Annotated in this window: 1 protein-coding gene; it reads left to right on the plus strand. The window is 54.3% G+C overall.

All coding sequences use genetic code 11. The annotated features are described in order from the left end of the window. Window positions 1-40: 40 nt before the first annotated feature. A partial coding sequence (locus ACMTNU_RS20405) for a right-handed parallel beta-helix repeat-containing protein (RefSeq protein ID WP_413937131.1) occupies window positions 41-2688 on the plus strand: 2648 nt, incomplete at its 3' end.

A 2688-nucleotide genomic window follows, 5' to 3' on the forward strand; every position in this document is an offset into this window, starting at 1 on the left:
CGGCAGCATCGTTCGGTCCCCTACGGAGGCGGCAATCGTGATGATCGCGCTCTTGACAGTCGTGCTCTTCATCCCATGGATTCCATCGTCGGGGCAGGCGGCTATCTATTACGTGGCGACAACCGGCAATAACGGCAGCGATGGAAGCGAAGCCACTCCGTGGCAGACCATCCAAAAAGCCCTTGACACCATGGTTGCCGGAGATACAACGTTCGTGTTTGGAGGAACGTACAACACGGCGGGTGTTCGGTTTAAAACGAGCGGAACGGACTCGAACCCCATCAGTCTGTTGAACTATCCCAACCAACGACCGATTATTCGATGCACATCCACCTCGCAGCAGGTTCTTTTGCAGAACGCCACGGCCTACAATCTTCCTATCGGGTGGATCGTGTTTTCGGGGTTTGAGATTACGAATTGTCTCGATGGGATCAAGTACTACAACTTGCATGACACGACCATTAGCCGCAACGATATCCACGATAACCTGAACCAGGGCATTATTGGAACAGGCACACGATTACTCATCACGCAAAACGTGATCCATCACAATGGAAGTTTTGCTGAATGTGCGACGACCCCATCATCATGCAATAAAGACCACGGTATTTATAGCTATGGGACGGCGTACACGATCACGAACAATCTCATTTACGACAACCTTGCTGTCGGCATACAATTGACGGGGAGTTCTGCCTACAACCCGGCCTCGCATGCCGGTCCCGAGTACGTGGAATCGCATGATTGGATTATCGCGAACAACACGATTGCGTACCAATCCTATGGATCGGCGGTCAATATCTGGGGGTCTCGATGTAATAACGCACGCATCGAGAATAACATCATCTACGAAAACGCACAGCAACTAACCGGAACTGGGCAGGGTGTTCGATTCACCGGCGTGACGTGTACCGGCATTCAAATACGCAATAACCACGCCTATGCCACCTCCCCAGGGCGGACCGTCTTCCTTGACACGTCTGCAACGGAGGGGGTGCAGTACACACAATCGGGCAATGTTGTGAACGTCAGTCCTCCTGCGTTCATTACGGCTGGCGGGACTGTACCGGGATCGCCAGATTTTCGGCTGACAGCCTCGGCACCCGCGAATATCGCGCTCGCCAATGAGTTTCCCAATAATTCGACGAATGTAGTGGGGGCATTCAAGACGGTTGCAGATCCGAGCTGTAGCATCTCGGCCAACATCATCACTTGTACGTTCTCGATGAGTACGGCTGTGCCGATCAGCAACCTATCGACAACCGGCGTCACGATTGGGTGTACCGGAGCAAACTGCCCAGGGGGAGGGCTTACGGCAAGCTCTGTGTCCAACAGCGTTGGGACTGACACGATTGTCAACATTCATGTCAGTGGATTTGCTGGCGATGCGTGCGTGGCTACGGCGCAAAGCGTGACGCTCTCGTATGCTTCCGCCACAGGATCATGGTCGGCCAACGATGACATTGGCCCTGCCCCTGAGTTGGACCAGAAGATATTCTCGTTCACAAATCTGCCCGTCTCTAATCAGTGTACCGGCTCTGGGCCTTCTGGGTATCCGAGCGGCTATTATATCTACTACAAGTTCGATGAGGGGACCGGCACAAACGCGAACGACGAATCAGCCAACAACCTCGACGGGACGCTAACGAGCGGTGCGACGTGGGGAACTGGAAAGTCTGGCTCAGGGGTCACGATTCAGGACAATACCACGCAGTACGTCGCCGTGCCCTATGGGTCGGGCGTGAACCCCACGACCCAAAGCCTCACAATAGCGTTTGGCATTAATGTTCCATCCTCCGCACAGTCACTGACCGAGCGGCACATCGGATCTCCTGTTGGCACGAATCAACGGTTATACATTTCGCGTGCGGGAGGTACGTGGCGCATTGGGGCGCAGGGATCGAACGATTCCATCGCATCGGATCTTGCTGTGGACGTGGGGTGGAATCACCTCTGTTTGCAGGTCAATGCCTCAACCGATACGATCACGTTGTACAAAAACGGGGTTGCCTCGGTCTCACCAGGTGCAGTAAAGACCGTGACCTCCTACACGCTCGCAGGCAATATTGAAATCGGACATATCCCAGAACTGATGGGAGGCGATGCGACGTTTGACGATTTTCTCCTCTATCAATCTGTGCAGGATTGTGCAGCAATCTACGCCGCATTCCAAGGTGAGGGCGCTCCGCTCTCCGGCACATTCACGCAAGAAGCCATCCAAGTACAAAGCCCTTTCACGGTGGGTGGGGTTGCGCAGAATATTGCAGCCATTAATGCATCGAAAACTGTGGTTCCCAATGGGTCGGTGGCAGTGGTCTTTCAGGTGCATTGCGAGAACATTAGCGATTGCAGCGAGGCGGCATTTAAGCTCACGTATCGACGCAACGGATCGGCAACCCGTATTCATGTCCCGAACACCGAAACATCGGATGGCATCTGGATGTATGGTGCCTCAACTAGTAGCGGACTGAACACGGGGCAGATCACGACACGTCTGACCGGCACATGCCATGTGCAGACAGGCACAACACAACTGACAGCGAGCCAGATCCCGACCGTGGACCTCGCACAGGACGATTGCGTCATGCTGCGTTACCTCGTCCGAGTCAGGAATCCAGGCGACTATTTTGACCTCGCGCTACAGACCCAAGACGGCGAGGATCTGAGTGGCGGGTATGATGTTGAGTC

It is taken from the genome of Nitrospira sp. BLG_1, from assembly GCF_047338595.1.
Lineage (GTDB): Bacteria > Nitrospirota > Nitrospiria > Nitrospirales > Nitrospiraceae > Nitrospira_D.